Annotated in this window: 18 protein-coding genes and 1 pseudogene; 2 read left to right on the top strand and 17 right to left on the bottom strand. The window is 60.7% G+C overall.

Annotated features, from left to right (window positions below):
• Positions 1 to 5: 5 nt before the first annotated feature.
• The 14 genes from C4Q27_RS24575 to C4Q27_RS24510 all read right to left on the bottom strand — a co-directional run bounded on the left by C4Q27_RS24575 (position 6) and on the right by C4Q27_RS24510 (position 17,582).
• Complete coding sequence (locus C4Q27_RS24575) at positions 6 to 842, bottom strand: outer membrane lipoprotein-sorting protein (RefSeq protein WP_104887491.1); 837 nt, start codon at positions 840 to 842, stop codon at positions 6 to 8.
• A gap of 50 nt (positions 843 to 892) precedes the next feature.
• Positions 893 to 2,176, bottom strand: a complete 1,284-nt coding sequence (locus C4Q27_RS24570; RefSeq protein WP_104887490.1) for a DUF1302 family protein — start codon at positions 2,174 to 2,176, stop codon at positions 893 to 895.
• Between the two features lie 2 nt (positions 2,177 to 2,178).
• Positions 2,179 to 2,943 carry an SDR family NAD(P)-dependent oxidoreductase gene (locus C4Q27_RS24565; protein ID WP_104887489.1) on the bottom strand — a complete coding sequence of 255 codons (765 nt, stop codon included), beginning with the start codon at positions 2,941 to 2,943 and terminating at the stop codon, positions 2,179 to 2,181.
• A complete protein-coding gene (locus tag C4Q27_RS24560) occupies positions 2,940 to 3,677 on the bottom strand; it encodes a 3-oxoacyl-ACP reductase family protein (protein WP_020190178.1) in 738 nt (245 codons plus the stop codon). Before C4Q27_RS24560 ends, C4Q27_RS24565 begins: the two co-directional genes overlap by 4 nt.
• Before the next feature lie 9 nt (positions 3,678 to 3,686).
• Positions 3,687 to 6,557, bottom strand: a complete 2,871-nt coding sequence (locus C4Q27_RS24555) for an aminotransferase class III-fold pyridoxal phosphate-dependent enzyme (RefSeq protein ID WP_104887488.1) — start codon at positions 6,555 to 6,557, stop codon at positions 3,687 to 3,689.
• A 38-nt stretch (positions 6,558 to 6,595) separates the two neighbouring features.
• Positions 6,596 to 7,807, bottom strand: a complete 1,212-nt coding sequence (locus C4Q27_RS24550; protein ID WP_064493109.1) for a beta-ketoacyl synthase N-terminal-like domain-containing protein — start codon at positions 7,805 to 7,807, stop codon at positions 6,596 to 6,598.
• Positions 7,804 to 9,102 (bottom strand): beta-ketoacyl-[acyl-carrier-protein] synthase family protein, encoded by a 1,299-nt coding sequence (locus C4Q27_RS24545; protein WP_064493110.1) that lies wholly within the window; start codon positions 9,100 to 9,102, stop codon positions 7,804 to 7,806. The genes C4Q27_RS24550 and C4Q27_RS24545 overlap by 4 nt, the downstream gene beginning before the upstream one ends.
• Complete coding sequence (locus C4Q27_RS24540; RefSeq protein ID WP_104887487.1) at positions 9,099 to 10,013, bottom strand: beta-ketoacyl synthase; 915 nt, start codon at positions 10,011 to 10,013, stop codon at positions 9,099 to 9,101. Before C4Q27_RS24540 ends, C4Q27_RS24545 begins: the two co-directional genes overlap by 4 nt.
• Positions 10,014 to 10,182: 169 nt before the next feature.
• Positions 10,183 to 11,457, bottom strand: coding sequence for a beta-ketoacyl-[acyl-carrier-protein] synthase family protein (locus C4Q27_RS24535; RefSeq protein WP_104887486.1), 1,275 nt, complete (start codon positions 11,455 to 11,457; stop codon positions 10,183 to 10,185).
• Between the two features lie 11 nt (positions 11,458 to 11,468).
• The gene (locus C4Q27_RS24530) at positions 11,469 to 12,038 is read right to left on the bottom strand and encodes an acyl carrier protein (protein ID WP_064493112.1); all 570 of its coding nucleotides are present in this window, start codon (positions 12,036 to 12,038) and stop codon (positions 11,469 to 11,471) included.
• Positions 12,039 to 12,331: 293 nt separating this feature from the next.
• Complete coding sequence (locus C4Q27_RS24525; RefSeq protein WP_104887485.1) at positions 12,332 to 13,636, bottom strand: CitMHS family transporter; 1,305 nt, start codon at positions 13,634 to 13,636, stop codon at positions 12,332 to 12,334.
• Between the two features lie 271 nt (positions 13,637 to 13,907).
• On the bottom strand, positions 13,908 to 15,086 hold the full coding sequence (gene tcuB, locus C4Q27_RS24520; RefSeq protein ID WP_104887484.1) for a tricarballylate utilization 4Fe-4S protein TcuB: 1,179 nt from the start codon (positions 15,084 to 15,086) through the stop codon (positions 13,908 to 13,910).
• Entirely contained in the window at positions 15,067 to 16,521 is a 1,455-nt protein-coding gene (gene tcuA / locus C4Q27_RS24515; RefSeq protein WP_064493291.1) for an FAD-dependent tricarballylate dehydrogenase TcuA, read from the bottom strand. Before tcuA ends, tcuB begins: the two co-directional genes overlap by 20 nt.
• A gap of 140 nt (positions 16,522 to 16,661) precedes the next feature.
• Positions 16,662 to 17,582: a LysR substrate-binding domain-containing protein gene (locus tag C4Q27_RS24510; RefSeq protein WP_020191705.1), complete on the bottom strand. Its 921-nt coding sequence runs from the start codon at positions 17,580 to 17,582 to the stop codon at positions 16,662 to 16,664.
• A 94-nt stretch (positions 17,583 to 17,676) separates the two neighbouring features.
• Here C4Q27_RS24510 and C4Q27_RS24505 point away from each other — a divergent pair.
• A pseudogene (locus C4Q27_RS24505) lies at positions 17,677 to 17,889 on the top strand (transposase); the annotation flags it as partial.
• A 57-nt stretch (positions 17,890 to 17,946) separates the two neighbouring features.
• Here the strand turns inward: C4Q27_RS24505 and C4Q27_RS24500 are convergent.
• Positions 17,947 to 18,405, bottom strand: a complete 459-nt coding sequence (locus C4Q27_RS24500) for a helix-turn-helix domain-containing protein (RefSeq protein WP_020191703.1) — start codon at positions 18,403 to 18,405, stop codon at positions 17,947 to 17,949.
• Positions 18,406 to 18,501: 96 nt separating this feature from the next.
• Here C4Q27_RS24500 and C4Q27_RS24495 point away from each other — a divergent pair, with 96 nt between their 5' ends.
• Positions 18,502 to 19,458, top strand: coding sequence for an aromatic alcohol reductase (locus C4Q27_RS24495; protein ID WP_064493293.1), 957 nt, complete (start codon positions 18,502 to 18,504; stop codon positions 19,456 to 19,458).
• Positions 19,459 to 19,878: 420 nt separating this feature from the next.
• Here the strand turns inward: C4Q27_RS24495 and C4Q27_RS24490 are convergent, their stop codons facing one another.
• Positions 19,879 to 21,516: a BCCT family transporter gene (locus C4Q27_RS24490; RefSeq protein ID WP_064493294.1), complete on the bottom strand. Its 1,638-nt coding sequence runs from the start codon at positions 21,514 to 21,516 to the stop codon at positions 19,879 to 19,881.
• A gap of 314 nt (positions 21,517 to 21,830) precedes the next feature.
• A complete protein-coding gene (locus C4Q27_RS24485) occupies positions 21,831 to 23,327 on the bottom strand; it encodes a CoA-acylating methylmalonate-semialdehyde dehydrogenase (protein WP_064493295.1) in 1,497 nt (498 codons plus the stop codon).

The following is a 23,327-nucleotide window of genomic DNA, read 5'->3' as shown; positions in this document are numbered from 1 at the left end:
GGCGCTTAGCGGGCAGACACGGCGTATTCCGGCAAGTCGCCGGCTTTCAGCCCGCGCTTGATCGCGGTCTGCGTGAACAGGCGGTCGTCCAGCGCGACGTTGTACTGCAACTGGTTGAAGCGCAGCTGAGAGCGCGTACCGGCGATGAAGTCCTCGGTTTCGCTGAGGGTAATGCTGTCGATCTGGTCGATGGTTTCAGTCTTCAGGGTGCGCATCTGCTTGAACATCACACCTTTTACATCGAAGAAGTCCTGGCGCAGCACCAGTGAGTTCTTCTTGTCAACCCAGACCTTGAGCTTGTTGTAGCCGGTCTTGGCCAGCACGGCAGGCGTCGCCGGCTCACGCTCGATCACGTAGCAATCGCGGCCCTGCAACTGCTCTTCGCCAACCAGCGTTTGGCGATAGTCTTCGGCGCGAATCTTGTCGAGGTCGGCATAGGAGTAGTCGCTCCCCATGAACGCCCCGCGTTTGTCGGTGGTGGAAATCCTTCGGGTCTGTCGGCTGACCGGCAAATACATCCATTGGCTGTCTTCGAGGCCCAGGACCTCGCGCGGGTTTTCGATGTGGAAGGCGACGTCACGCACATCACTCGGCGCGGAGAAATACATGGTGAACTTGTCGCTGTCCGGGTAATCCTTTTGCAGGTAGCTGAACTCGCGGATGCGGCTGTTACCTTGCTTGTCGATCAGGATCAGGGACACCTGGGACATGAAGCTCTTGCCGTCATCGCGGTCCCGGGCCTGGCGAATGATTTCGTCGGCCGTGCGTGTTTCAGCTGCCATGGCGGCAGCGGCGCTCAGCAGCAGTGCGCTTACAGTCAGGGTCTTGAAGATGGGCAACATGGCGATTTCCTTTTCATTGTTTGAGTGGTTCGCACACCGCACCGGTGTGGTCAGAACAGATAACCGGCGGACAAGCGCACCTGGTCGCGGTTGTCGTACGCACCGAACTGGCGGTCGGGCTTGCCGAAGAACACATCGACTTCGAGCCCCAACTTGAGCCAGTCCACCGGTTTGTAGGTGAAGATCCCCTGAACGAAACTGTCGTCCTGCGCTGGCGGCGACATGCCGAATACCAGACGGGTCTTGAGGCGATCCTGGAACTGCGAGCCTTCGGCAGACACGGTGAACAGGTCGTCGCGCTTGTCCTGGACCATGCCGGGCTGCCAGTCGAGCAGCCGCTGATGTTGCCACTGCGTCGAGATCAGCCAGTCCCGCAATAGGTAATCGACGCCCAGCAGCGACTTGGTCATCGCCGTCTGGTCGCTGCCGTAAGCGCGGTAAGGATTGGTGACGCGCCAATTGTCGAAGTAGGCGACTTCACTGCGTACCACGATGCTGTGGCCGGCATCGATGGCCACACCGGCGCCGCCCATGGAATAGCGCGGGAATTGCCGCTCGAGGCGAATCAGGCCCTCTTCGGTCTGGCCTTCGACGGCGTAGACCGGGTCCTGTTGGCGGGCGTTGAGGGCAACGAAGCTGACATCCACCGTGCCGACCCGGCCGTTGGCACTGGCGCCGTAACCGAAGCCACTGTGACCGTCATAACCGGGCCGCGAATCGACCACGAACATCTGCGGATCGGGTGTGGCAAAGATCGGTGCATCGAACTCGCTGCCGACGGCCGGCGCCTGGTTTTTCACAAAATCAGTGATCACCAGCGCTTCCAGCTCCCACTCGGCGACCGGCTGCACCAGGCGAATCATCGGCACGGCGATGCGGCTGTCTTCCAACAGACCGATCACACCCTCGCGATAATCCAGCGGGTTGATCTGATCGAGCACCCGTAATTCATCTGCACGCCCCCACACCACCTGCTGCCAGCCCACCGTCAGCTCGCCGTCACCGACGTAGAGCCCCCAGTAAAGGTGCCGCCAATCGGCAGTGGCCCGGTAATCATCCCGGGCTTGCGCGCTGTATGGGTTGTTGCCGTCATAACGGAAGTCGTAACGGGCTCGGCCCTTGGCCTTGTAGTAGCCGCTGTCCCAGGCATCCTCCAGGCTGAACTTGAGGTACACGGCCTTTTGCGTGACCCGGTCGTCACCGTGCAGACGCACGGCCGTGGCAACGCCGATCTCCGCTTCATGATGCTCCGGCAACCACTCGGCGATCGCCACTGGCGGGCCGAGGCTGACCAGCGCGGCCAAAAGGCCGCGGTTCAATCCCAGTCGAGCCATGGCTACATTCCCAACCCGGCACCGCCGTCGATCATCAGGCTTTGCGCCGTGACACCACCAGCCTGCGGGCTCGCCAGATAACGAACCATGGCCGCCACTTCGTCGCCCTGAATGAAGCGCCGCAGGGGCAACTTCTTCTTGGCATTGCGCAGGATCTGCTCGTGTGTGATCCCGGCGATGCGCGCTTGAGCCGCCAATTCGCCTTGCAGCATCGGTGTGTCGATCCAGGCGGGCAGGATGGCATTGACGGTGATTCGCCGTGGCGCCAGGTCCAGCGCCAAGGCTTTGGTCATGCCGATGATGCCGTGCTTGGAGGCGCAGTAAGCGGTGTTGCGGACCTTGCCCGCTCGGCCGAGGATCGACGACATGTTGACGATCCGCCCACCATCGGCTATCAGTGGCAGGCACAACGAGGTGACGTAAAAGGTGCCGTTGAGGTTGATCGAAATGACCTTGTGCCAGTTGTCGAGGTCTTCGGGTTCGTTCTCGTCGCAGACCCCGGCGCTGTTGACCAGCACATCGACAAAGCCGACCCGGTTGGCCAGGCCCTTGAACAGAAGTTGCAGGCTGGCGAGATCGGCGATGTCCGCTTGATGGGTTTCGATGCGAGCGGCAAATTCGCCCTCGGTGACCCAGCTCTGCAAGGTTTCCAGATCCCGATCAAGCAAGATCAAAAGGTGCTCGGCCTGGGCTGCAAAACTTTCCGCGACGGCGCGGCCAATACCATTGGCCGCGCCGGTAATCACAATCGTGCGTAACTGGCTCATGGCATTTTCAATCCGCCGTTGACGGACAAGACTTCGCCCGTGACGTACAGGCCGCGCTCGGCCAGATACAGCACCGCGTCGGCAATTTCTTCAGGCCGGGCGAAGCGTTTGATCAACAGCCGCGACTGGATTTCCTGCTCATGGGCGCCGACCAGGGCTTGGCTCATGTCGGTGCTGACGATGCCGGGCGCCACCGCGTTGACCCGGATGTTGCGGGGCGCCAACTCCACCGCCAGTGCGCGTGTCAATGCTTCTACACCGCCTTTGGCGGCGGCGTAGTTGCTCTGGCCCTTGCCGGGCTTTTGCGCGGCCACCGAACTGAGGTTGACGATGCACCCGCTGCGTTGGCGCATCATGCAGGGCAGCACCTGCTGACAGCACAACAACGTGCCGACCAGGTTGGTCTGGATGACCTCGGTGATGTCGCTCAACGATTGCGTGGCGAGCAATCCGTCACGGGTAATACCGGCGTTGTTGACCAACAAGTCGATACGCTCGAAACGTTGCTCGACCCGTTCAAAAAACGCCTGAATGCTCGGCGCTTCCTTGACATCACACTGCACGGCCAGGCACTCCCGGCCAAGCCCTTCGACCTGCGCCTGCAAGGCAGCGGCCGACGCCTCGTCACGGACATAACTGAAGGCAACCTGATAACCCGCGCCGGCCAGGGCCAGCACGATGGACTTGCCAATGCCACGGCTGCCGCCGGTCACAACAGCTATTTTCTGAGTCATGACCGCTCCTTAAAGTGAGTTTTGAGTTTTGAATTGCGCGAGGGTGAAACCGTGGGTCGTGGCCAGTGCGCGGACCTGCTGAACTTGCTCACGGCTGATATCCCCGTAGGAGCCGTGCTGGCTCATGCCAGACAAGCCCATCAACACCGACTCGGCCATGCACGCATACAGCTGACCTTTTTTCAGATAGGCCCGCACGTTGGGCGCCAGGCCGTCGTCGAACGGCGTCTGGACGATGCCGCCGTGCATGTAGAGCACGTCTTCGCGTTGGCTCGGCAGGTCTTGATGGACGTTCAGCGGCACGGCGATATCGCAAATCACGCTGCGCTCGGCAAAATGTTCGGCACCGAGGAACGGCTGAGGCGCATTGGCAGCGCACAGGACAATCCGTGCGCCCTTGATGGCGTCGAGATCGTTGGTGACCGTGATGAAGGCGTTCGCGCCAAGGCGCTCATCCACCAGACGGGCGATGTGCAAACCGAGGTCGGCTTTTTGGCCATGTGAGTGCAACAAGCCACGAAAACCATCAAGGGTCAGCAGTCGCTGGGCCAAGCGGTCGTTTTCGGCCGTGCCTTTGAGGATCGAACGGGCCGCGTCGGCGTAAATCTGTTGCGCAGTTTTCTCCAGGCGCCGAACCGAGCCGTCACGACCGCTGCCAATCAGAATCAGGTGATCGACGGTGGCGGACAGCACCGAGGCATAGGTCGACGCAACGTTACCGGCGGCACCGACAACGGCAGCGGTTTGCTCGCAAAGTGCCAAACCTTGCTGTACACAGCCTTGCTCGATGGCTTCGAGCCCCATGCCGATGGTCAGGGCGTTGCCGGACGTCAGCGCCATGTCGGCAATCTTCAGCGCCTGACAATTGTTGGTGACGATCGAGGTGTACATCCCGAGGCCGGCGATGCTGCAGCCATCGGCGCGGGCATCGGTGACACGCCTGCCGACTTCTTCGCGAATGCTGTCCAGGTCACCGCTGCGGATGTACTCGGCCATGGCATCCGAGTCCATGCACAGCGGGTATAACGTGAACTCCACCGCCATGCCGAGGCGCGACCGAATGATCACCGGGCCGACTGGCACAGCGCGGCGTTCAGGCTTGGTGCGATTGATGAACGTGCGTTTTTGTTCCGGGCTCAGGGCTGCCAGCGAGGGATCGACGTCACCGAGGATATCGGCATCGATCAGGTGGTTGATGAACGCTACCCGAGCGACGACTTCGACCTTGGCATCCCTGTTTTCAACGGGCTCGGCCACCCGAAAATCGTCCTGACGGGCTGGCACGGCGGGCATCGAGTCCGCGCAGATACCCGCCGCCAACGGCAAGGCATCGCCACGGCGCAGCATGTCGCAGACCCGTTGCAGGGCAGCGATCAGCTTGTCGATTTCGCCCAGGGTGATACAGGCTGGCGGCTCCAGGCGAATCACGTTGGAGTTGCTGCCCGACGGTGCCACCCGCAACGCTTCGAATTGCAACAGGTAACCGGCGATCAAGTAACCCAAGGCATCATTGTACTGGGCCGACGCCTGTACCAGCGAGCTGCTGACACTCAAATCGTGCAATTCCAGCCCCACCAGCAAGCCACGCCCGCGCACATCGGCGATCACATCCGGATAGGCCATCCTCAGTTCATTGAGCGAGGCTTTGAGGTAGGCGCCCTTGGTGCATATGTCTTTGAGCATCGCGTCGTCATCGGCGAACAACCGGCGCAATGCCGACAGCGCGATATGGCAGGACGGGTCGTCCTCGGCGAAGGTCGAGCTGTGGATGTAGCTGAACTCGCCTTCGTAGTGGCTGCTGCGGATCACCGTCGCGGCGATTTTCATCAAGCCGCCGCCGAGGGCCTTGGACAGGCAATAATAGTCGCCTTGCAGGTTGAACTGGCTGCTGGCAAGAAACGTCCCGGCGCGACCAAAACCCGACTGCACTTCATCGACCACCAGCGGGCATTGTTGCTCGTTACACAGCTTGCGCAGCCCCAGATAGAACTCGGCCGCGAACTCGTTGATACCGCCTTCGCCCTGAATCGGTTCCATCAACACAGCGGTAATCGCACTGAACGGCAGTTGCAGCACGTGCAGGTGTTCGCCGTCCCATTGCAGGCTCAACCAATGGTGCGTGTGCCGTGCCGGCAATTCCTGCAACTGATGGGGCTGCTGTGGGTCGATGAACTCGACGTTCAGACCAAAACGGGAAAACGGCGCGCGGTACTGACGGCCATAGGTCAGTTGCACGGTATTGACCAATTTGCCGTGGAAGCTGCCGCGCAGGGCGACGAATACCGGTTCGATGTGCAACTGCGCCAGGTTGTGTTGGCGAACGGCTTCAACCACCTGACGCAAGGTCACGCTGTCAAGGGTGGCCGGCAGGACACCTGCAGGCAGGTCGAGGTCGGCCACATCCAGTTCGCGGTAAGCGTGTTCGCTGGCGGTCAGGCTGGCCAGGGTGAAATCGATGTCGTCGAACTGCTTTTGCAGGCTCTTCTGGCGACGGAACTCCGCGTGCTTGACGGCGATCTCCACCGCCTCCGCGCCGCTGTTGGAGAAAGTCGAAATATAACGTTCGGTGTTCTTCAGTTCTCGATTGAAGGCGTCGCTGAGCGCTCGCCCCAATTGCCCGGCCGCACCGCGGATCGACATTTGTGCGTTGAACGGCACGTCGCTGCGCAGCAGCGCACATAGCTGATCGACAAACTGTGGGTCGTTGTGGCCGAACAGTGCCGCACCGTAACCGCCGAGAAAGTCGGTGACCGTGACCATATCGCCCTTGGGGTTGCGGTAGAACAACTGGCTACCGAGGGCGCGCTCAAATTCACACTCCAGGCCCAGTGCCTGGAGCAGGCCGACGAATTTGGGCCGAACGAAATCGCGATAATCCATGACAGTCATATCCCTTGAAAGTAAAAAAGAGGCGGTAGTCAGCGGCAGTCCTGAGTGACCTTTGCGCTGTAGAGCACTTGATAGGCGGCGCTGAATCCGTTGTCGTCGCGGTTCAGCACCAGGCAATGCGCAAGGCTCGCGGCGTGGGGCGCGCCCTGAATGAACGGCAGGTTCGCCACTGGTTGCTGCAAACCGGCAATCGGCGGCACGCTTTGGGCCAGCAATGCGCAACGCGCAAGAGTCAGATCCACCAGGCTCGGCGCCGCGCTGAGAATGCCGTTGATCGCCAACCCGCTGGTGATGTGCGAGGCGCGCGCAAGGGCCAGCGTCTGGCACAACACGCGGTCTTTGTGCGCATCGCCGGTGCCGCTGCACACCAACACATCGGTTGGGCTGTCGGGCAGGCTCAAGCGACCGAGGGAGGCATGGGCCGTCATGTCGGCGAGGCACGCCTGAGGACCGGCCGGCAGGTCTTCGCGCCGGCGCAGCACCAGCGCTGCCGCGCCCTCCCCGGCAATGCCGCCAGTGCCCCGAAGGTCAAACGGCAGCAGCGTGTTCGAGCCGTTGGCGCTGATGACACCCGCCTGGACCAACCCGGACAGCGCCAGGGCATCCAGCTCGCTGCCCGCGCCGACAACGATTGCCGCGTCAATTCGGCCATCCTGCAAAGCGGCCGTAGCCTCACGCAAGGCTGCCAGGTTGCCGGCGACACCTTGCATATAGGCGTTGCACTCGCCCACCAGTTTCAGCGCCAGGCTGGTGACACCCAGCAAGCAGTTGCTCAAGCCTTTGAGCACCAGAAAAGGGTCCTGGGCACGGTCTTGCAGGATCCGTTTGGCGAACGCCGCCATGTCGGCGACGCCGTCCTGCCGACAGCCGTGCAACAACTCGGCATAGGATTCCAGAGACGGATGGGTGTAGCCGCCCTGACAGCAATACAAACCGAAACGGACATCCGGCTGCTCATCGGCCAGGCCGGCTTCTTCCAACGCCTGACGTACCGCGCTGACACCCCAGATCACTGCCGGCGTGCAGTAACGCTGAAGGTTTTGCGCAAGGTCTTGTCGGCTGCGTTGGTGGTCCTGATCCTGAATTTGCCCGAACGCCACCACGCGTTCGCTGCTGAACCGTCGGGCGTTCAGCGCCGTAATTGCACTGCGCCCTTCGGTTGCGGCCGCCCAGAAAGACTCGACACCCCAGCCGCTGGGCAACACGCAACCCGCACCGGCAATCGCGACCGCCTGTTTCATCGCGGCGCCTCCCGGTACTTGCCCAGCGCCAGCGAAGTGTTGAGGCCGCCGAAACCGAAGGAGTTGCTCAGGGCAACGTCGACCTTGCGCTTGACCGCTTGGTGGGCGCAGTAGTCGAGGTCGCATTGTTCGTCGGCATCCTGCAGGTTCAGGGTCGGCGTGACTCGATCATCCCGGCAGGCCAGGGCCGTGAGCATGAACTCCGGTGCTCCGGCGGCCGCAATCAGGTGGCCGAACTGGGATTTGTTGGCCGTCACCAGCAACCGCCGATAATGTTCGCGCTCGGCGAACAGGGTCTTGATCGCCAGGGTTTCGGCGGCATCGTTGAGGGGTGTCGAGGTACCGTGGGCATTGATCAGATCGACCTGTTGCGGCGCCAGCCCGGCATCCGTCAGGGCCGCCTGCATCGCCAGCACCGCGCCCCGGCCCTGCGGGTCGGGTGCGGTGATTTTGTAGGCATCCAGGCTGCTGCCGAAACCCAGCACTTCGGCGTACGGCGTTGCCCCTCGGGCAAGCGCCCGTTCGAGGGTTTCGAGCACTACGAAACCACCACCTTCACCCGCAATCAAGCCACTGCGATGGCGGTCGAACGGCCGACACAGTTCGGTGCCCCAACGCTGTTCGCTGCTGGCGGCGCCGAGCAGATACAGCGCGGTCATGGTGTCCAGGCTCAACACCGAATCGGCGCCCCCGGCAATGGCCAGCTCGATCTCGCCGCGACGGATCATCTGGAATGCGTTGCCGATGGCCTGGGACGCTCCCGCGCAGGCGCTGCTGACATTGATCACCGGGCCTTCACTGCCGATGCCATCGGCAATCACCCGCGCAAGGCGGTCGTTGCTCTGACACAGTGAACTGTCAGGATCGACCTGCGCCTGTCGCGCCATCAATTGAGCCCAGGACGGCGCCTGCGCCGGGTTATCCGCCAGGCTGAGCAGCATGTCCTGCAAACGATGAGCAGGTGCGCCGGACGCTGACAATACCGCCGCGCCACGCAACTGTTCGGGGCTCAGACCACTATCGGCAATGGCTTGGGTGGCCGCGACCCAGCCAAAGCGGGTGCGTTTTTCCAGCGACAATCCCCAGGCCGGATGGTCTTTCAAGTGTGCCGGCATCAAGCCCATATCCACGGGCGCTGCGTAACGCACGGGGAACGCACCCGCCTCGACGCCTTCCGGTTGCCATGGCCGAATGCAATGCTCGCCGGCCAACATTCTTTGCCACATGGACTGCCACTCGAAACCGAAGCCGGTGACGGCGCCCATGCCCGTGATCACGATCCGTGTGGGGCTCATGGGTAACTCTCCATTGTCTCTGTGTCCGACGACGTTCTGGCCAGCAGTACCGCGCCCCAATGCCCGCCTCGGCTATGTTCGAGCAACAGCGTGTAACGGCTGCAATCCAGTGCCCAGGTCACAGCAATTTCGCTGAGCAGGGCGCTGGCGCCCAAGTCGCCTAGCAACGCCTTGGAGTGTTCGAGGGTGTGCCCCGATAGGCTAAACAACGCGGCAATCTGCGGATCCTGTGCATCGGCGACGACTTGCCCGACATCGCTGAGGCACAGTTTTTCGTTGCTCAAAGCACGCTCAATGACGTCGCGACCAACCGCCAGTCCACGCTCGGGTTGCGCGCTGTAACCACGGGCAAACCCGGCAATACGCAACGCAGATTGAGCACCGCTGCCTGGGTTGGTCGTCAGCAACAGTGCCGCAGCACCTTCGCCGAAAACCCACGGGCCGGGGTTTACAGGTGGGTGAGTAGCGTCACGCAGGTACAACGCCGGGGTGATGTTCGGACTGCTGCTGACGACCACGGCAGCATCGGCACGGCCTTCGCTCAGATGGGCAGCGGCCTCCATCAAAGCATCCAGCCCCGCATTGCCCTGGGAGCAAAAACCGCCCATGGGCCCCTTGCAACGCAAGGCCTCAGCCGCGTGGGCCATGACGCTGCTGTTGAGCATCATCAGCGCATGCAGCGGCGGTGTGTGGGCAAAGAATTGCGCCAACAGATCTGCCGGTTGTGCGCCAATGGCCTGCACTGCATCCCAGCACGAACTGGGGCCATCCACTTCCGGAATGGCAGCGATCAATGCGATCCGCTCGTCGGGCAGTTCCAGCCCACGCAAGGTCTCGGCGAGACGGCCGGCGCAATACAGCAGGCGCGCGCCCTGAGGCTCGAGGCTGCGGGACAGTCTGCGGTCGTACACACCCGCCGGCAAGGCGGGTGCTGCGACACAATGGGCCAGACGTGCCGGGTCGAAATCCAGGGGTTGCGCGGCCTGAGGTTGACTGTCACGAGGCGCACATTCAGTACCGGCGGCGTTGAGTACCGACGCCGCAGTGATATAAACAGCGGTTGAATTGGATCTGGTCATGTCATGCCCTGCCCAGCACTAACGAACTGTTCACGCCACCAAACCCAAAGGAGTTGGAGAGCACGACATTGATCGGTTGCTGCAACGGTTCGCAAAGGAATTTCAACGCCGGAAACTCGGATTTTTCCGGCTGAAAATTGAGGGTCGGCAAGGCCACGCCCAACTGAATGCTCATCAACGACAGCACCGCCTCAATGGCACCACTGCCGGCCAACGAATGCCCTACGGCAGATTTGTTGGCGGTGAACGTCATCTGCTCCAGGGTTTCGCCGAAGACCTGCACCAGGCCCAGGGCCTCGCAACGGTCATTGGCCTGTGTCGACGTACCGTGAACATTCACATGGTCCACAGCCGCACTGGTCAGTTCGGCATCGGCCAGGGCCGCCGTCATGCAGGCGGCATACTTGCTGCCGTCGCGGCTGCTGGAGGTGATTTTCTCTGCCTCGCACAGATTCGCGTACCCCAGCACCCGGCCCAGCGAACAGGCCTGACGACGCTCGGCATGCTCGCGGGATTCCAGCACCAACAGCGCCGCCCCTTCACTCAGCACAAAACCGCAGCGGTCCGGCATGAACGGCCGGCTCTGTTCTTGTGGGGAAAAGTCCACGCGCTGGCAGAGTGCGCCCAGCCCATCAAAGCTGTAGTAGGACAATTCATGGGCCATCAACTCCACCGCGCCACACAACGCCAGGTCGATCTCGCCACGGGCGATCGCTCGATAGGCACTGCCGATGGCCATGGTGCCGGCGGCACAGGCATCGGAATGCGTGGAGATATGGTCACGGACACCCAGCCATTCGGCGAGATGGCGGGTTTGCTGATCAACCCGTCGGGCAAACGCCCCACCGCTGAGGGTGTGGTTATCCAGGAACTGGTCGAGATCGACCCGCCCCTGATCGTCCATGTAACGGCTGGCGTCCCGCAAATCACTGCTCACGCAATATTTGTTGGCCCCGACGAAAATACCGCTGGCGACTCGGGCAAATGCGCCGTCGGCCAACCCGGCATGGGCCAGCGCCTGACGGGCCACGTAATGCGCCAGCCATTCCTGGCGGGAGGTGGTCTGCAGGTCGCCCGGAAAGGCCGCCGCGATGACCTGCCATTGTTGATCATCGATAAATCCGGCCGCCGGGTTCGCAAACCCCAGTTCGACAAACGCCGGGTGCTGGCCAATGCAGGAACGGTTTTCGCTGATCGTCGTGAACAGCGAGGCCGCATCCAGTGCCGTGGGAGCCACCAGTCCATAGCCGGTGACCAGAACCTCTCGGGCCTGCATCAAGGCACCCCCTACGCCGAAGCCTTCAACTGGGCGGCCGCGTACTGCTCAACCAACAGACGCGAGATCGAGTCACCGTCCAGAGGGGTCAGGCGAGCACTGCAACCGCCACACACCACTTGTTGGCGTTCATTGAGTTGGGCATGAGCCGCGCCACACTCAGGGCAGGTTTCGGGGAGGTGGTTGAACACGTTATGGCATTGCTGCGCCCAGTTCCGCACGGTGGTGGCCGAGAAGACATCGCCCGGCTGCATGCCCACGTGAAGCTGGCCCGGCGCATAAGCGCTGAGGCTCTGCTCCAGCAAGGCCACGCCGTCCTGCGTGATTCGGCCATTTTCGACAAACCGGGTGGCGTCGCCGAACACCGCTACCGCGTGATCCAGCACGCTGGTTTTCGGCAAGGTGCAACCGTACTGACGGCCCAGCTGGAAGCTCAGGTCGACGATGTCCAGCGAGTCGGCGCTGAGGTCGTCAACGATACTGCTGTGCTCTGTCACGTCGCCCCTATCCAGCACCAGCAACTGCGCAAGAATATCCTGTGTACTGCTGATAACGCTGTCCAATTCCAACGGATTATTCATTGAGTGTTTCCCTACAAAAGCCGCATTGAATGAATAAAGTCATCGGGCCAAAAAAAGCTGTTTTAAGGCCAGATCTATCGGGGGCCGGGAGTCTAAAGTCTCCCCCTAAGGGGAGAGTCAACGTGCCATCAGTGCTTTTTGCGAGAAATCCCGACGCGCCCTGAAACCTTTGATTTATGCAGCTCAATGGGGCTTGGAGAGGGGTCGTAAAATGACAAAATCGATTGCTTGAAACAGCACGATAGTTCCAGAAGCGGGATATCACCGTACCCGCAAGCGGCGCCCTGAGTGCTTCAAACAATGAAGGACAAGGCGCCCGTCAGCAGTGCCAGCGCAGTGATCACCAGAGAAGTGAGCACGGCCCACTTGAAGGTGGCTTTCTGGAAATCACCGATATCGCGGTCGACCATGCCCACCAGCAGCAGGGTCGAGGCCACCAGCGGGCTCATCAGGTGAACCGGCTGGCCAAGCACCGAGGCGCGGGCGATTTCCACCGGGTCGATGCCGTACGCGGCCGCGGCATTGGCCAGGATCGGCACAACGCCGAAGTAGTACGCGTCGTTGGACAGCACGAAGGTCAGCGGCATGCTGGTCATCGCCACCACCAGCGGGAACCAGTGGCTCCACGCTTCCGGAATCCAGTCCACCAGCGTCTGGGCCAATGCATCGACCATCTTGGTACCCGAGAAAATACCGGCAAAGATGCCCGCGGCGAACACCAGCAGCACCACGGTCATGGCGTTGCCCGAATGGGCGAGGATGCGCTCTTTCTGCAGGTCCAGCTGCGGGTAGTTGATCATCAGTGCGGCGACGAAACCGATCATGAACAGGATGGCCGCGTGCATCAGCCCCAGCACCAGCGCGGTCATCACGGCGATCACCAGCACCAGGTTCACATAGGCAAGGCGCGGGCGCTTGTGCGGGCTGTCGCCGAGGATTTCCTTGATGTAGCAGTTGCCGCCACCGGACTCCAGGGCAATATTGCCGATACGCCGGCGCTCGGCACGGCCCAGCAGGTAGGCGGTGAACACGACCCATGCCGCCCCACCGATGACGGTGGGCAACATCGGAATGAAGTATTCGGTCGCATCCAGGCCGAGCGCTGCAATGGCACGGGTGGCGGGACCACCCCACGGGCTCATGCCGCTCATGATGCTCAATGACAGCATCGATACGGTCGCCAGGATCATCGGGTTCATGCCGATGCGCTTGTACAGCGGCAGCATGGCGGCGCAGGTAATCATGTAGGTCGTGGTGCCGTCACCGTCCAGCGCCACCAGCAGCGATAGCAAGGCGGTGCCGATGGCGATCTTTATCGGGTCGCCATTCACCCGCTTGAGAATCTTGCGGATCAGCGGGTCGAACAGGCCGGCGTCGATCATCAGGCCGAAAAACAGGATGGCGAACAGCAGCAGCGCGGCAGACGGTGCGACCATTTTCAGCCCATCGAGCATCATCTTGCCCAGGTCTGGCGCGAAACCGCCAACAAGGGCGAAAACAATCGGCACGATGGTCAGCGCGACGATCGGGGACAGGCGTTTACTCATGATCAGGTAGGTGAAGGTCACCACCATGATCAGGCCCAGAAGTGCGAGCATGGTTTGTTCTCTTGTTCTTATTGTCTATGTGGCCGCCCGACGGGTAGACGGCCCCCTTCCCCACCCGGCATCGCTTGATGCCAGGTAGGCGTTTGTGTCAATGCGGGGTGTACGGTTCGGTCGGCCGTGGCGATGAGGTTCGGCGGACCCTTCAGGCGACGCAGCAGGGTTTCGCGTTCTCAGGCACCCTCGGACAGCGAGATCAGCACGGCGGCCACTGCGTTGCTCGCCAGGCCGAACACACGGTGTCGCATCGCATCCCCGGCAGGGTTCAGTCCCCGCCCAAGCTGTGAGGGTCGGGCCGGCGCTTTTCGATCGCAAACTTCAGCAGCGCGGCACTGCGGAACAGGCCATGGGCGAACTTGCCATAGGGCAAGGTCACGAACAGTGCCATGACGGTGCCCAGGTGCACGGCCAGCAGGATCGCCATCACCTCGGTGTCACGCAGGGCCAGCAACGCCATACCGGTCGTGCTGACCAACAGCAGAAGCAGGATGAACGCACGGTCCATGGGGCGCTGCGCGGCGTCGCCATGCTCTGGCGCGCGGCGCAGGTTCAACGCCAGCAGGCCCGCTGGCCCGACGATCAGGCCGATACCGCCGAGGGTGCCGAGGACTACCGGCAGGCTCAGCAGCGGGTATGGCGCATGCAGGCCCAGCAGGTAGTGATATCCGGTGGCGACCACGGTGGCGGCAAAGCACAGCATGAAGCCGTAGAAGGTCAAGTGATGGTAGCGTCGACGCCACAGCGTGTAGCGATCGTCGGCGTTGTTGCAGCCTTGGCCATGGCCGCCATCCAGATACTTGAGCGTCAGCACTGCGCTCGCCGCCTCCGGCAGCGCACCGTTGGCCGGTTGCCGCGCTTGGGTGGGCGACACCGTGCGCCAGAAGCGCCTCAACGCCACGCCCAGCGCCACCCCGGCAGCGCTGAACACGCCACCGAACAAGAGCGCCAAGGTGTTGTGCGGGAACACAGCGTAGAAATCTCCGGCCAGCCGCCCAGGCAGCAAAGTGCCGTTGACCTGCAAGGCCAGCAGCAAGAACAGCGACAGCGCCAGTGCCAACGCCACGGCGACGAAGGTGCCATTGCGCCGGTAGAGCTGCCCGAAACGGGCCGGCCAGGCGTACTCAGCGTAGGTCTGCCCGCGCACCTTGGCCATGGCCTGCGGCACGTTCACCGCGAACGCATGCGGTGCAGCGTACTGACAAGCGTGCAAGCAGGCGCCACAGTTGTGGCAGAGGTTGGCCAGGTAGTGGATGTCGGCCTTGCCGAAGTCGAGTCGACGGGTCATCGCCGGGAACACGGCACAGAACCCCTCGCAATAACGGCAGGCGTTGCAGATGCGCATCTGCCGGTCCACCTCCTGCTCGTCCAGGTTCAGCAGCGGGATCAGCTCGGCCTGTGGCGGGGCGGGTTCGAACACGTGGGGATCAGGCATTTGCACAGTCATGCTGGGCCTCCAGGGGGGAAATACAATGGCCGGCGGCAGCCGCCGCCTGCGTGCCGGCGATGCGGCCAAACGCGGTACCGATGGACATGCCGACACCGGCGGTGTAGCCCTTGCCCAGCACGTTGCCGGCCATCATCTCGCCGGCGACGAACAGGTTGGGACTGGGCCGCCCAGCGAAATGCACGGCGGCCGTGGCATCGGTGCGCAGGCCGAGGTAGGTGAAGGTCACCCCCGGACGTAGCGGGTAACCGAAGAACGGCGGCTTATCGATCGGCAAGGCCCAATGGCTCTTGACCGGTTGCACGCCGTCGGTACGGCAATCGTCCAGCTGGGTGTGGTCGAACGTGCCGGGGCGGCATGCCTGGTTGTAGGCGCGCAGGGTCTCGAGAAACGCAGGCACCGGCAGTCCGAGGGCTACAGCCAAGGCCTCGAGGCTGTCGGCGCGGCTGCCAGGGAAGACCGGTGGCATGAAGCGGCCCAGGGCCTTCTGGTCGATGATCGAGAACCCCACCTGGCCAGGCTGCTGGGCCACCAGGCGCCCCCAGATGGCATAGCGCTTGGGCCAGAAATCCTCGCCTTCGTCGTAGAATCGCTGGCCGTCGCGGTTCACCACCACGCCAAGCGACACGCAGTCGATGCGCGTGCAGATACCGCCGTCGTACAGCGGTGCGCGGGCATCGATGGCGACCATGTGGGCCTGGGTCGGGTCGCCAATGGTGTCGGCACCTAGGTCGATCATGCGCCGCAGCAGCGCGCCGTCGTTGAAGCGCGTGCCCCGCACAAGGAAGTTGTCCGCCGGCCACTCGCCGCGATTATTCTGCCCCCAGGCCTCGCGCAGCCATTGGCGATTGGACTCGAAGCCGCCGGCCGCCAGCACGCAACTGCGCGCCTCGATGCGCTCGGCGGGCAGGCGCCGCCCGTCGACGTCGCGGGCCGCCAGGTGGGCAGCGATGAAGCGTCCATCGCGCAACTCCAGATCGCACACCGGGCTGTCGTAGCGCACCTGCACACCAAGCCGCTGGGCGCTGCGGTAATAAGCATTGACCAGGGCCTTGCCCCCGCCCATGAAGAACGCGTTGGTCCGCGCAGTGTGCAGCGCACCCGACAACGAGGGCTGGAAGTGCACGCCGTGGCGGCGCATCCAGCCGCGGCAGTCGGACGAGGCACGAATCACCAGACGCGCCAGGGCCTCGTTGGTCTGGCCATCAGTAACCTTCAGCAGATCCTGCCAGAACTCTTCTTCGGGGTAAGCCTCCACCAGCACGTCCTGCGGGGCATCGTGCATGCATCGAAGGTTACGGGTGTGTTGGGAATTGCCGCCTCGCCAGGCGCGGGGCGCGGCTTCCACCAGCATCACGCTGGCGCCGGCCTCGCGCGCCATCAGCGCGGCGCAGAGGGCAGCATTGCCGCCGCCAATGACAAGTACATCGATCATGTCGCCTCCAGGGAGCGAGAAGCCAGGGTTGGGCAGCTCCTCGCGGACCCCGGACTCTAGAGGGTCGCGTACCTTGGGCGAAACACGATTGCAGGGGGGAGGTCTTCAGTTTTTCTAAAGGGACGGTCGTTCGCAGGCGCTCACAGCAAACGCGCCCCTGGCCAGCGATCCTGCTGCACCAATTCGCGGGACACTTCATGCAGCACGATTCGCGTGGCAAGTGCAGCAGGCGAGAGTTCATCATCGACCAGGCTCACCACCAAGTTGCGACGCTGAGCTTGCGGATCGTCGATTGAAAACACCCGCAGGCCTGCCTGCATGGCCCGGGCCACAGTGGCGCCGGGTTGAATCGTCGCGGCGTGACCTGCGCTGACGCAATCCATGAGAAGCGACAGGCCATCAACCTCCATGACGATATTCGCGTCCAATCCGACGCGCTCAAGGATGACGCGTAACGTGGCGCGAAGACCATGCTGGGCGCTGGGCATCACCAAGGGCAGCGAGGCGATCTGCTGCAACGTCAGCGACGTCCCCCAGTCAGCCTTGACCAAGGCTACCGGAACCAATGCGAACAGCCGCTCCTCCAGCAGCGGCCGCGCATCCAGCCGCATGCCAGCCTCCAGCTGGAACAACACCGCCAAGTCCAGGTGCCGAGTATTGAGCTGGTTCACCAGGTAGCCCGACAGCATTTCCACCAAATGAAGACGTATATCAGGGTAGCGCTCGCGCATCCTGGCGATCAGCGCCAGCCCCAACACCGAAGCCGTGGTGGGTGCCATACCGACGCTGGCGTACCCACTCATACGCCCACTGCGTGCAGCCAGCATGGCGTAATCGGCCTGGCGCAGCGTCAGGCGCGCATGGTATTCAAATGCCAAACCTGCCGCGGTAGGCGTGACGCCAACGCTAGAGCGTGTCAGCAGGCGGGTACTCAACTCACTTTCGAGCTTCGTGAGTTGCTGGCTCAACGCAGATACCCCAACGCCCGTTTCGAGCGCGGCTCTGCCGAGGCTGCCACACTCCAGCACACTCAGAAAGTAACGAAGCTGGCGTAACTCCATCAAAGGCATCTCCCATTCAGCAAGGTCGGCGGCTCATTGAGTATCAAGCTTTGGCACAGATAAAGGTAAAGTGCAGGAATGCCTCCAGCCTGGCGCCACGGTTTGGAGCGTCGCCATCAGCCACGACGTCAACGCCAACGTCATCCACTTCAGCCCGAGCCGTCCTGACGAACATGGGCGCAACTTCCAGGGCACCTGGAACGGCAACCTGGTCTGCGATCACTTCGCAGGCTACATGGCCGGCTTGGGAGGGCGCATCATCAAAATCGGCTGCATGGCCCATGCTCATCGCAAGGTCTTCGACCTGTGATTCAATTGGCATGCATGAACGGGCACAGGGCTTCTCACCCCCTGTGAGCTACATTCAGTCATCCGCGTCTGAATGGAATGGTGTTGATGCAGGTATTTGCCACGCTGGCTTCTTGTCATCCTGACTGTCGAAAATACGCCGCGCCTTGCGGAAGTCCTCAACGTTCTCGACAACCCAAGTCCAGACAGGTGACATGCGGATCAACAGCCCCATACCAAGTGGCGTGAGCTCATACTCGACACGTGGCGGAATCTCTCCGAACTCCCGCCGAAGCACCAGGCCATCCCGCTCCATGGAGCGCAGCGTCTTGGTTAACATCCGCTGAGTCACCCCCGTCATCTGCCTTTTTATTTCGGCATGGCGCATCGTGCCGTATACCCCCAGGGCATGCAGAATACCTAACGACCAGCGACTGCCTGCGTGAGCGAGCACTTCTCGCCTGACGCCATCATCGTCTTCTCTAAGCGTTCGGCAAATCGTCTCTGCCTGGCTTAGCGCCTCCTGATCAGTCATTGCTTTCTCAAGTATCACAGGTGTGCCTTCTTACGAACGTTGCCTAATCGTGCAAGCATTTGTTCATCTTACAGGCAACAGTTCTCAGGAGAAATCATGACCGAAGTGACCCAGCTTCCCCCCCAATCCATCCTCGTTCTAGGCGCCGGTGAGCTTGGGCTGCCGGTGCTGCGCAATCTTGCGCGACTAGCAAAACGCGCGCCCGGTTCCACAATCAGCGTCCTGCTCAGAGATTCGACCATCAACACGCAAGTGCCCGAGAAAAAGGTCAAAATCGATGAGCTTCGGGGCCTCGGGATCCAGATGGTGGCTGCCGATCTCGTGAATGACTCAATCGATCAGCTGGCTGAAGTATTCGCACGTTTCGATACCGTAATAGGCTGTGCAGGCATGGTTGCAGGCCGGGAAACCCCAATGAAGCTGGCCACCGCCGCCCTGAAGGCTGGTGTGAAGCGCTACTTCCCGTGGCAGTTTGGTGTCGACTTCGAGGTAATCGGTCGGGGCAGCCCTCAGGATTTGTTCGATGCTCAGCTTGATGTCCGCGAATTGCTTCGAGCCCAGGATAAAACTGAATGGGTAATCATCTCGACGGGCATGTTCACCAGCTTTCTGTTCGAGCCAGTATTCGAGGTGGTTGACTTCGAAAACGATACGGTGAACGCGCTAGGCAGTCTTGAGACCAGCGTGACGCTCACGACGCCAGATGACATTGGCGCGTTGACAGCGGAGATCGTTTTCTTCGAACCTCGCTTCCGCAATCAGATTGTCTACCTCTCGGGCGACACCGTGACGTACGGAGAGGTTGCGAGCCTCCTCGAACGTGTACTGGGCCGCCCGTTCAAACGCAACGTGTGGACTGTGCCGTACTTGCTCCAAGAGTTGGAGGAAGACCCAACGCATCACATCAAGAAGTACCGCGCTGTCTTCGCCCAAGGCAGAGGCGTGGCATGGCCTAAAGCCGGCACTTTCAATGCGCAGCAGTCGATTCAGGTCACGACCGCTGAGGCATGGGCCCGTGCAAATCTGGCAACCACATCAGCATACGGGCAGTAGGCTGAACGAACGTTCTCGGGCTGGGAGTTGCTAAAACCAGGCGTTCTCTCGCAGCCCGCTTATCGAAATAAGTGAAAAGCTCGTTGCCTACAACGTAGATAACGGTTTGCGAAAACATAAGACACATCACAAAAGACCAGTTGATCGCCAGCGACATTACAAAGCATTTTGCGACACAAACAACGCTCTACACCACAGAAAAAACCCATCAATATACTCAGTCGCCCCACCATCTAAAAATCAGAATAAACACCCCAAAGGGTTTGTTTTGCTTATGGCTCCGCCGCATGACATTGCCCTCCACACAGGCTTGCATCGCCCTGAGTGGGAACACTCGATCGCTCTTCACCCGCGCGACGGCGAGAAAACCAAAGACCTAGGAAACCCTAGGCCTTTGCGAATAGAGCACGAGGTCAATCTTTAATATTTAGGTTCAGGATGAGTCGAAACCAAAACAGCTTCAACCGCCCGCGAAACATCAACCTCCGGCAGATCGGCAAGTGTCACCGCGTCTTCCAGGACAATTTCTCTGGACGCCAGTTCATGCGTGAGGTCGGCACGAATCATGCGCAGTAGCGACCAGGTCAATACGCCAAGCACAGGTATCAAAGGCAGCGCAACGACAATGGTAGACGTTTGAACAGCTTTCAGCCCGCCTACTTTGAGAAGACCGATGCCAATCACCGCCAGTAACAGCGCCCATACAATCCGTAGCCAGCGTTGAGGTTCTTCATAGCCGCTGAGCTCACGCGATGTCACTGACGCCAGCACATAAGCTGCCGAATCAAGCGTTGTCGCCAGGAACACAAAGCAAAGCAGAACGAAAGCGCCAATAACAAGACTTGAAAATGGCATTGTTTTTAAAATGGCGAGTACAGCCGCCGGTATACCCTGCTGTGACAAAATCGCACTGACGTCCAGCTCGCCTGTGAGCTGAAGATTCAGCGAGTAGCCTCCCCAGACCGCAAAGAAAACCCAGCACCCCAGGCTTCCCCACACAAGCTCAGCCAAAATAAGCTCTTTGATTGTGCGCCCTCGAGAAATACGCGCAACAAACAACCCCATCATGGGCGCATAAGCAATCCACCAGGCCCAATAAAAAATGGTCCAATCCTGAGGGAACGTACCTTTCGCAACAGGGTCAGTCCACAGGCTCATGTGGATGAAGTTGTTGAGCATCAGGCCCAGGCTGTTTGCCCAACCGTTGATGAGCAACAAGGTTGGGCCGACAACGGCAGCGAACAAAAGCAACAGAAAAGCCAAATAGACGTTTATATCGCTAAGTATCTTTATCCCTTTGCTCAGCCCAAACCAGACACTCATGCCGAACATCAATGTCCAGAGCGCCAAAACGCACATGTCAAATGCGAAGGACTGCTGTATTCCAAAAATGTCGCTGGCCAGGGTTGAGACCAGCGGGACGGCCAACCCTAGGGATGTTCCCACACCGCCAACAATCCCGAAAACCACCACCGTATCAAGTGTGATTCCCAACCACCCATTCGACTTCTCGCCCAAGACGCCACGTGCAGCAACCGACAATCTTACGCCAGGCTGTCGGCGTACATACATCGAATAGGCGATGGGCAATGCCGGCAAGCAGTAAAATGCCCACGGGGTCAACCCCCAGTGGAACTGCCCATACGTCAACGCCCACTCTGCCGCTTCACGACTGTGTGCAGCCACATTCAAAGGAGGCCCATTAAAGTAATAAATCGGCTCAACCCAGGCCCAGTTGACAATGGCTATGCCGATACCGCCACAAAAAATCATCGCGACCCAGCTAAAGTAGGAAAACTCTGGCGCATCACTCTTTCGCCCAAGCCGTATATTTCCGTAGCGCCCGAACGCCATCCACAACAGGAAGACGACAGTCATCAAACCGGAAACCAGGTAGAGCCAGCCAAACTTCCCGGTCGCAAACGCAAACATCTGATTTATCACCGCATTCCCAGCCTCAGGAAATGCGATAAGTGGAATCGTGACGCCGAGTATCACTGCAATCGATGGCCAAAATACACGACCATCCAATGAGGCACCCTCTTTTAACTTACTCATTTGGCATATCTCCTCAGAACGTTCGACTCAACAACAAGCATCTGTTGAATACCAATACGTCAAGCACGAATTGCAACCCCTGCCCGAACGGATCGAGTCCCTTGGAGAAATGAAAGGCCGCCAGCCTTTCCCGAACATATATTGTGCTTATTATTCATATTCGCCTCTAATTTTATTTAATTATTATTTCAGCGGCACAGCCAAACAAACCTAAAACCGCACATGACAACCCTGGCAGCACGACTACGCGTGAGCCTTAACACCACACAAAGATGTGTGCCCGACGGCAGTCAGGCACACATCTTGTCCCGCCTTTACTTCATCGTCGGCATGGAGAACTCAACGCCCTCCCGAACACCTGACGACGGCCAGCGCTGGGTGACGGTCTTGCGTCGGGTGTAGAACCGGACGCCATCCGGCCCGTAGGCATGCAAGTCACCGAACAACGAGCGCTTCCAACCGCCGAAGCTGTGGTAAGCGACGGGCACAGGCAGAGGAACGTTGATGCCGACCATGCCCACCTTGATGTTGTCGGAGAAGTAGCGAGCTGCTTCGCCGTCTCGGGTGAAGATGCACGTTCCATTGCCGTACTCGTGTGTGTCGATCAGCGCCATGGCTTCCTTCATGCTGTTGACACGCATGACCTGCAGAACCGGGCCGAAGATCTCCTCCTTGTAGCTTTGCATGTCTGGGGTAACGTGATCGATTAACGTGCCACCGACGAAGAAGCCTTCCTCGTAGCCTGCGACCCTTGGCTCACGTCCATCGACAACCACCGTGGCACCCTGCTCTTCAGCACTGTTGATGTAGCCGACCACTTTTTGCTGGTGCTGCCGGGTGATCACCGGGCCGAAATCATTCTTGCTGTCGGTGTAAGCGCCCACCTTCAGGTTTTTCATGGCTTCTTTCATTTTGGCGATCAACGCATCAGCTGCCGCGTCACCCACGGCAACGGCGACTGACAGCGCCATGCAGCGCTCACCGGACGAGCCAAATGCAGCGCCCAGGAGCTGGTTAACCGCATTGTCGATATCGGCATCTGGCATGATGATCGCGTGGTTCTTGGCCCCACCCAGTGCCTGGCAACGCTTGCCGTGGGCCGTGGCGGTGGCGTAGATATACTCGGCAACCGGCGTCGACCCCACGAAGCTGACTGCCTGAATGCGCGCGTCGCGCAGCAGGATGTCGACCGCTTCCTTGTCGCCGTTCACCACATTCAGCACACCCTTGGGCAAACCTGCTTCCTGCAGCAATTGGGCAATGAACAACGTAGAGCTTGGGTCGCGCTCAGAAGGCTTGAGAATGAAGCAGTTCCCCGCCGCAATAGCCACTGGAATCATCCACAGGGGTACCATCACGGGGAAGTTGAACGGCGTGATGCCTGCTACCACGCCCAGCGGCTGGAACTCGCTCCAGGCATCGATGTTCGGGCCGACATTCTTGCTGTGTTCGCCTTTCAGAAGTTCGGCGATCCCGCAGGCGTACTCGACGTTCTCAATCCCTCGCTGCAGTTCGCCCGCCGCATCATGAGAAATTTTTCCGTGCTCTTCACCAATCAGCTTGCAGATCTCATCAGCGTTCTGTTCCAGGAGCTCTTTGAAGCGGAACATGATGCGGGCCCGCTTGATAGGGGGCGTGTCGCGCCAGGCTGGAAAAGCGGCTTCGGCAGTAGCGATGGCGTGCTCTACCGTGTGGCTTGATGCCAACGCAACCTGGCGAGCCACTTGGCCGGTGGCGGGGTTGAAAACATCCTGGGTGCGCTTGGATTCGAGAACGGCTTCGCCGTTGATCAGATGACCGACAGTATTCAT

The organism is Pseudomonas sp. SWI36 (genome assembly GCF_002948105.1).
GTDB lineage: Bacteria > Pseudomonadota > Gammaproteobacteria > Pseudomonadales > Pseudomonadaceae > Aquipseudomonas > Aquipseudomonas alloputida.
Note: the sequence above shows the minus strand (reverse complement) of the source record. Positions and strands in the feature narration are given on the sequence as shown.

Coding starts and splice junctions, on each gene's coding strand:
- C4Q27_RS24575 (WP_104887491.1), bottom strand. CDS start 842: ATGTTGCCCATCTTCAAGACCCTGACTGTAAGCGCACTGCTGCTGAGC.
- C4Q27_RS24570 (WP_104887490.1), bottom strand. CDS start 2,176: ATGGCTCGACTGGGATTGAACCGCGGCCTTTTGGCCGCGCTGGTCAGC.
- C4Q27_RS24565 (WP_104887489.1), bottom strand. CDS start 2,943: ATGAGCCAGTTACGCACGATTGTGATTACCGGCGCGGCCAATGGTATT.
- C4Q27_RS24560 (WP_020190178.1), bottom strand. CDS start 3,677: ATGACTCAGAAAATAGCTGTTGTGACCGGCGGCAGCCGTGGCATTGGC.
- C4Q27_RS24555 (WP_104887488.1), bottom strand. CDS start 6,557: ATGGATTATCGCGATTTCGTTCGGCCCAAATTCGTCGGCCTGCTCCAG.
- C4Q27_RS24550 (WP_064493109.1), bottom strand. CDS start 7,807: ATGAAACAGGCGGTCGCGATTGCCGGTGCGGGTTGCGTGTTGCCCAGC.
- C4Q27_RS24545 (WP_064493110.1), bottom strand. CDS start 9,102: ATGAGCCCCACACGGATCGTGATCACGGGCATGGGCGCCGTCACCGGC.
- C4Q27_RS24535 (WP_104887486.1), bottom strand. CDS start 11,457: ATGCAGGCCCGAGAGGTTCTGGTCACCGGCTATGGACTGGTGGCTCCC.
- C4Q27_RS24530 (WP_064493112.1), bottom strand. CDS start 12,038: ATGAATAATCCGTTGGAATTGGACAGCGTTATCAGCAGTACACAGGAT.
- C4Q27_RS24525 (WP_104887485.1), bottom strand. CDS start 13,636: ATGCTCGCACTTCTGGGCCTGATCATGGTGGTGACCTTCACCTACCTG.
- tcuB (WP_104887484.1), bottom strand. CDS start 15,086: ATGACTGTGCAAATGCCTGATCCCCACGTGTTCGAACCCGCCCCGCCA.
- tcuA (WP_064493291.1), bottom strand. CDS start 16,521: ATGATCGATGTACTTGTCATTGGCGGCGGCAATGCTGCCCTCTGCGCC.
- C4Q27_RS24510 (WP_020191705.1), bottom strand. CDS start 17,582: ATGGAGTTACGCCAGCTTCGTTACTTTCTGAGTGTGCTGGAGTGTGGC.
- C4Q27_RS24500 (WP_020191703.1), bottom strand. CDS start 18,405: ATGACTGATCAGGAGGCGCTAAGCCAGGCAGAGACGATTTGCCGAACG.
- C4Q27_RS24495 (WP_064493293.1), top strand. CDS start 18,502: ATGACCGAAGTGACCCAGCTTCCCCCCCAATCCATCCTCGTTCTAGGC.
- C4Q27_RS24490 (WP_064493294.1), bottom strand. CDS start 21,516: ATGAGTAAGTTAAAAGAGGGTGCCTCATTGGATGGTCGTGTATTTTGG.
- C4Q27_RS24485 (WP_064493295.1), bottom strand. CDS start 23,327: ATGAATACTGTCGGTCATCTGATCAACGGCGAAGCCGTTCTCGAATCC.